This window comes from Nostocoides japonicum T1-X7 (assembly GCF_001046855.1).
In the GTDB taxonomy this organism is placed as follows: domain Bacteria; phylum Actinomycetota; class Actinomycetes; order Actinomycetales; family Dermatophilaceae; genus Nostocoides; species Nostocoides japonicum.
The window spans coordinates 4,582,309-4,588,703 of record NZ_HF570958.1 but is presented as its reverse complement, the minus strand read 5'-3'; the positions used below and the strand labels follow the sequence as shown (position 1 = coordinate 4,588,703).

Here is a 6,395-nt window from a genome sequence, read left to right as displayed (position 1 = left end):
CGGGGAGAGGCTCGCGGAGAAGATCTCGGCGCGGGCGTGGTGGCGCAGGTAGTGGATGACGTCGGCGTCGCCGAGGACCGCGCCCCCGATGGAGGCGAAGGACTTGGAGAAGGTGATCGTGATGAGGTCGACCTCGTCGGTGAGGCCGAGCGCGGCGCTCGTCCCGCGCCCCTCGCCGAGCACACCGACACCGTGGGCGTCGTCGACGAGAAGCGTGGCGCCGTGTTCCTTTGCGGCAGCGACGATCTCGGGGAGCGGGCACACGTCGCCCCCCATGGAGTAGACGCCGTCGACGACGACGAGGATGCCGCCGCCGTCGCGTCCCGCGAGGACGAGCTTGCGACGCAGGTCGTCGACGTCGTTGTGCGCGAAGAACCGGACCCGCCCCAGGGTCATCTGCGACCCGTCGATCGCGGAGGCGTGCGCCTCGCGGTCGAGGACGATCGTGTCGCCACGGGCCATGAGGGCGCTGATCGTGCCGACGTTCGCGCCGTACCCGGTGGAGAAGACGAGGGCGGCCGGCTTGCCGAGGAAGTCGGCGAGCTCGGCCTCGAGCTCCTCGTGGAGGCGCAGGTTGCCGTTGAGCAGCCGGGAGCCGGTGCACGAGGTTCCCGACTCCTCGAGTGCCGCCCGGGCGGCGCCGACGACCCGCGGGTCTTTCGTGAGGCCGAGGTAGTTGTTCGACCCGGCCATGACGATCTCCCGGCCGTCGAGGCGCGCGGTCGTCGCGTCGCTGTTCTCGAAAGGCGCGAAGTAGGGATAGATGCCCGCACCCATGGCCTCGCGAGCGGAGGTGAAGGCTCGGCACTTGTCGAACAGGTCCACGGGATCCTCCTGTGGTGGACGGGGTCTGTGAAGGAAGAGGAGCGTTGGGTTCGCTTGATACACAGGCGATTCCGGGTGGTTCGGCTCAGCTGTCGTGGCGGGGGTCGCGGTTCGGCTCGATGGTTGGCGTCTCGGGTCGGGGCTGGTGGTCGGGTCGGCGGCCGGTTGGCCCTGGTCGGGCGGCGAGTCCGGTCAGGCGCGTCGGCCGATGGCGTCCTGGAGCACCGCACCGATGGTTCGCGGGTCCCGCGCCGGATAGGCCCGGCCGCCGACGGCCTTGCTGATCGCCGTGAGCGCGGAGAGGTCGCCACTCGGCCCGTAGGCGATGCTGTAGACGCGGACCGGCCGGGCCGGGTCGTTCTCCGCGCGGAGGGTGCGCAGCAGGGTGGGCAGGCTGATGCCGTGCGGGTCGTCGTTCGCGCCGTCGGTGATGACGACGACGGAGTTGGCCCGGTTCGGGTCCCAGGCGCGACGTGCCGACCGGACCGCGGCGAGGACGGTGTCGTAGAGCCCGGTGTCGCCGTGGGCCTTGACGGTGATCCGCTGGAGGGCCTGCGCGAGCCGCTGCCGCCCGGTCGAGCCGTCCGCTGACCGGCCGAGCGAGGTGTACGGCACGAGGGCCTTGTAGTCGGTCGTCGGTGTGAGCCCGGTCGAGAAGGTCCACAGGGCGACCTTCGTCGCGTCGGGGTAGAGGGCCAGCCCGTTGACGGCGGCCTCGAGCGCGAGGTCGAGGCGCGTGGCACCGGGTGCCCCCGGGACGGGGTAGGCCATCGAGCCGGAGACGTCGATGACGACGAGGAGCTTCGAGCCGAGGGTCACGGCGCGGAACGCGTCGACGGCTTCGGTGACCGTGGGGCCCGCCGGGGTCGGCGCGGTGCCGGGCTCGGTCGCGGTGATGCCCCACGCGGTCGTCAACGGGCCGGTCGCCGCACCGGACGTCGTCCGGAAGCCGGCGTCGGCGAGCAGGTTGCGCCCCAGCCCGGAATGGAGCTCGGCGAGCAGGTCCGCCGCCTGGGCGCGCCGAGCCCCGTCGGCGGCGAGGACGACGAACGGGTAGTCGAGGGAGAACCGCTCGTGGGTCGGGTATGCGGCGACGAGCCGGTCCGCGGGATGTGCGGCATTGTGCGCGTAGAGGATCTGCTCGGCGACCGGCACGGCGATCTGCTGCGATCCGACGGTGGCGAGGCTTGCGGCCGTGCCGGGCGTCAGGTCGCGGCGAGCGCCCTGGAACACCGTCGTGAGGAGGGCGTCGGCGTGGGCCCTCGTCGCGACCTCGGCGCGCAGCTCGACGACGGCGCCGACCCCGGCGGAGGTCCTGCTCGGGTCGCCGACCGCCCACGGCACGGTGTCCCCGGCGGCCGCTCTGGTCACGAGGTCGGCGACGGTCACGGGACCGCTTCCGTGGTGCGCCGCGCGCGCGACGGCTTGTGGAACGGCGAGGACGAGCGGCGAGTGCGCCACCGACGGGTTGTCGACCGGCACGCCCGTGCCCGGTGTCGTCGGCCGCTCGGTCCACGTCGAGGAGTCGGGGATCCAGACGTCCGGTCGGTCGGTCGCGGTCTGCGAGAGCTCCGCGGCGACCGTCGCCGGGTCGGCTGCGACGACGACGGTCCGGCCGCACGACGCGTCCACGCTGGACGATCCGCCGTGGCCGGACGATCCGCCGTCACCGGACGGAGCGCCGATGGCGGCGACCTTGGCGACGACCGGCGCGATCTCCGGTGCGGCGACGACCCGCAGCGGCCGGGACGCCGTCGCACACTCCGGCGTGCTCGCCGGTGACCTCGTGACGACTGTCGCGACGGCCAGCACCGAGAGGACGGCGACGCCTGCCGCCCCGAGCGCCAGCCGGGGCCGGGCACGACGGCCCGGCCGGGGGTGGACGTGACGAGCGTGGGTCATGGAGCTCTCCTCGGCGTGGGCGCGGTCCGCAGCGCGCCTCATCGACTAGGGAGGGCGAACGTGCGCGGCTGATACGTCGGATCGGCCGGGAACGCCCCGCTTCGGCACGTGCTGGCTTGTCGTGGTCGGGGAGCCGGTTCGGGGACCTCAAGTCGGCACGTGTGGGCTTCCCGTGGTCCTCCACCCCGCCAGGCGACCTCAACTCCGCACGTGCCGAGAAGATGTCGTCTGATCGCCGATCCACGGACATCAACTCGGCACGTGCGAGCTTCCCGTGGTCGGGGAGCCGATTCGGGGACGTCAAGTCGGCACGTGCGGGGTTGTCGTGGAGCGGTGCACGAGGGGTCGCGACCCGAGAAACGCTTGTGGGGAAGGGAGTACGAGCTATAGCGCGAGCCACCAGCGGCAGGCGGACTGGCGGGGGACCGCGAGGCTTGGCGAGTTCGGCGAACCACAGGCGGTGGGCGGGGCGCGACGTCCGAACCGACCGAAAAGCGCCGGACGCCGCCGTATCTCAGGGCTGTCCGGACGCTCCTACTCGACAGTACGACCGCCAGCCGGAGCGCTGACGGCCAAGCCCGGGCGAGGACACGACCTCGAGCCCGCGGCATACAGGATCGGAAACCCGGGGGAGTCTCATGGATGGACACACCAGCGTCGTCGTCACCGGACTCGGCGCGACCTGCCCGGTCGGAGCCGACGTCGCGGAGCTCTGGGAGGCGCTCCTCGCAGGTCGTTCCGGGGTGCGCCGCCTCGACGAGCCGTGGGCGGAGGAGCTGCCCGTGCGGATCGCCGCACCGGTGCGGCACGAGCCGGGTGACGTCCTCGGCGCACCCGTGAGCCGGCGACTGGACCGGGTCCAGCAGCTGGGCCTCGTCGCCGCGCGGGAGGCCTGGGACGATGCGGGCCGTCCCGAGGTGGACCCCGACCGGCTCGCCGTCGTCGTCGGCTCGGGTGTCGGCGGCTTCGGCACGCTGCTGCAGCAGGGGCGCAACCTCGCCGAGCGCGGCTCCCGGGGCGTGTCGCCATACAGCCTCGCGATGTTCATGCCGGACGGGCCGGCCGTGACCATCGGTCTCGAGCTCGGCGCCCGCGCCGGGGTCCACACGCCCGTCTCGGCGTGCGCGTCCGGCGCCGAGGCGATCGCCCTCGCACTCGACCTCATCCGCGCCGGGCGGGCCGACATCGTCGTCTGCGGCGGGGCCGAGGCCGCCGTCCACCAGCTGTCCATCGCCGGGTTCTCGGCGATCCGCGCGCTCTCCGGCCGCGGCGACCGGCCGTCGGAGGCGTCCCGTCCGTTCGATGCGGACCGCGACGGGTTCGTGCTCGGCGAGGGCGCCGCGATCCTCGTCCTCGAGTCCGCGACGCATGCCCGCGGGCGCGGCGTCGTCCCGTATGCCGAGCTCGCCGGCGCCGGGATGAGCGCCGACTCCCACCACGTCGTCGCTCCCGACCCCAGCGGGAGCGGCGCCGCCCGCGCGATGCGGACGGCACTCGCGGACGCGGGGGAGGAGGCCCGCGCCGTCGTCCACGTCAACGCCCACGCCACCTCGACGCCGCTCGGCGACACGGCCGAGTCGCTCGCCATCAACGCCGCCCTCGGACCGGGGTGCCGGCCGGCCGTCACGGCGACGAAGTCGATGACCGGACACCTGCTCGGCGCGGCGGGAGCGCTGGAGGCGATCGTCACCGTCCTGTCGGCCCACGAGGGACTCGTGCCGGGCACCCTCAACCTCGACCGCCTCGACACGGCGATCGACCTCGATGTCGTGACGGGGACGTCGAGAACGATCCCCGCAGGCCTGTCCCTCACCAACTCCTTCGGCTTCGGAGGGCACAACGTATGCCTCGCCATCCGTCCCCTTCCGACGAGCGCCGGGGTGGCGCGCAGCCTCCCCTCGAGACGGGTCGCATACGCCGACGACGTGGCCGCCGCATGACGACCCCCGAGAAGGGACGATGACCGATGTCGACCCATCCCATCGAGCGACCGGAACCCGACGGGCCGGGGCGACCGCGGCTGCGGCCGGTCCCGGCGGCGGGGGCGTGCACGGCTGCCACCCTCGCCGAGCAGGCCGCCGACGTCGAGCGGGAGCGCGCGCGGGCCGAGCGGACCGACGACCCCCGCGCCACCGAACGGCAGCACGCACGGGGCAAGCTCACCGCGCGCGAGCGGGTCGCGCTGCTCCTCGACCCGGGGACCTTCACCGAGCTCGGCACGTTCCGGCGTCACGAGGCGTCGGGGTTCGGTCTGGAGCGTCAGCGTCCCTACACCGACGGGGTCGTCACGGGCTGGGGTCTCGTCCACGGCCGCAAGGTCTTCGTCTACGCCCACGACTTCCGGATCTTCGGCGGTGCGCTCGGGGCGGCCCAGGCGGCGAAGATCCAGCGCGTCCAGGACCTCGCCCTCTCGGTCGGTGCCCCGATCGTGGGACTCAACGACGGGGCGGGGGCCCGGATCCAGGAGGGCGTCGCCGCCCTCGACGGGTATGCCGGCATCTTCCGCCGCAACGTCCAGAGCTCCGGAACCATCCCACAGGTCAGCGTCATCCTCGGACCGTGTGCCGGCGGCGCGGCATACTCCCCGGCGCTCACCGACTTCGTCTTCATGGTGGACGGCACGTCGCACATGTTCCTCACCGGTCCCGACGTCGTGGCCGCCGTGACGAGCGAGCGCGTCACCCAGGAGGAGCTCGGCGGCTCGGCGGTCCACGGGGCCCGGTCGGGGGTCGCCTCGTTCGTCGCCGCGACCGAGGAGGCTTGCCTCGCGGACGTCCGGTACCTGCTCTCGCTCCTTCCGGCGAACCACGGGGAGCCGCCGCCCGCCTACGAGCCCGACGACGACCCGGGCCGCCGCTGCGACCGGCTCCTCGACGTCGTCCCGACCGATCCGCGCCGCCCGTACGACATCCGGGCCGTCGCGCGCGAGATCGTCGACGACGGCGAGCTCATGGAGGTCCACGAGCGGTGGGCGACGAACGTCGTCTGCGCGCTCGCCCGGCTCGACGGCCACGTCGTCGGGATCGTCGGCAACCAGCCCCTGTCCAAGGCGGGCGTCCTCGACATCGACGCCTCGGAGAAGGCGGCCCGCTTCGTCCGCACGTGCGACACCTTCAACATCCCCCTCGTCACGCTCGTCGACGTGCCGGGGTTCCTCCCCGGCGTCGACCAGGAGCATGCGGGGGTCATCCGGGTCGGCGCGAAGCTCCTGTATGCCTACTGCGAGGCGACGGTGCCGCGCGTCCAGGTCGTCCTGCGGAAGGCATACGGTGGCGCCTACATCGTCATGGACTCCCTCGGCACCGGGTCGGACCTGTCCTTCGCCTGGCCGACCAACGAGATCGCCGTCATGGGCGCCTCGGGAGCGGCGAGCGTCGTCCACCGGCGGGAGCTCGCCGCCGCCCATGATCCGGAGCGGCTCCGCGAAGAGCTGGCCGCGGCGTATGCCGCCGAGCTCATGCACCCCTACAACGCCGCCGAGCGTGGCTTCGTCGACGAGATCATCGACCCTCGGGACACGCGGCGGGTCCTCGTCGAGGGGCTGCGGATGCTCCGGACGAAGGACCGCCCCGTGCCGGCGCGTCGCCACGGCAACCCGCCGATGTGAGGCGTCGATGGGCGAGGACATCAACTCGGCACGTGCGGGGTTGTCGTGGTCGGATCCGGTC

At 73.2% G+C, this 6,395-nt stretch carries 4 protein-coding genes; 2 read left to right on the top strand and 2 right to left on the bottom strand.

The window, feature by feature from the left end; translation table 11 throughout:
- Together BN12_RS20840 and BN12_RS20835 are read right to left on the bottom strand one after the other, a co-directional pair.
- Positions 1-825, bottom strand: an 825-nt coding sequence (locus BN12_RS20840) for an aminotransferase class I/II-fold pyridoxal phosphate-dependent enzyme (RefSeq protein WP_048555468.1), incomplete at its 3' end; no start/stop codon positions are given.
- Between the two features lie 192 nt (positions 826-1,017).
- On the bottom strand, positions 1,018-2,727 hold the full coding sequence (locus BN12_RS20835; protein ID WP_048555466.1) for a substrate-binding domain-containing protein: 1,710 nt from the start codon (positions 2,725-2,727) through the stop codon (positions 1,018-1,020).
- A gap of 638 nt (positions 2,728-3,365) precedes the next feature.
- On the opposite strand from BN12_RS20835, the gene BN12_RS20830 reads away from it, so the two are divergent.
- Together BN12_RS20830 and BN12_RS20825 are read left to right on the top strand one after the other, a co-directional pair.
- Positions 3,366-4,667 (top strand): beta-ketoacyl-[acyl-carrier-protein] synthase family protein, encoded by a 1,302-nt coding sequence (locus BN12_RS20830; protein WP_083454820.1) that lies wholly within the window; start codon positions 3,366-3,368, stop codon positions 4,665-4,667.
- A 26-nt stretch (positions 4,668-4,693) separates the two neighbouring features.
- Positions 4,694-6,334: an acyl-CoA carboxylase subunit beta gene (locus BN12_RS20825; protein ID WP_083454819.1), complete on the top strand. Its 1,641-nt coding sequence runs from the start codon at positions 4,694-4,696 to the stop codon at positions 6,332-6,334.
- Positions 6,335-6,395 lie beyond the last annotated feature (61 nt).

Bases quoted from the DNA above. Each gene is read 5' to 3' on its own strand.
- BN12_RS20835 (WP_048555466.1), bottom strand. From the start codon at position 2,727: ATGACCCACGCTCGTCACGTCCACCCCCGGCCGGGCCGTCGTGCCCGG.
- BN12_RS20830 (WP_083454820.1), top strand. From the start codon at position 3,366: ATGGATGGACACACCAGCGTCGTCGTCACCGGACTCGGCGCGACCTGC.
- BN12_RS20825 (WP_083454819.1), top strand. From the start codon at position 4,694: ATGTCGACCCATCCCATCGAGCGACCGGAACCCGACGGGCCGGGGCGA.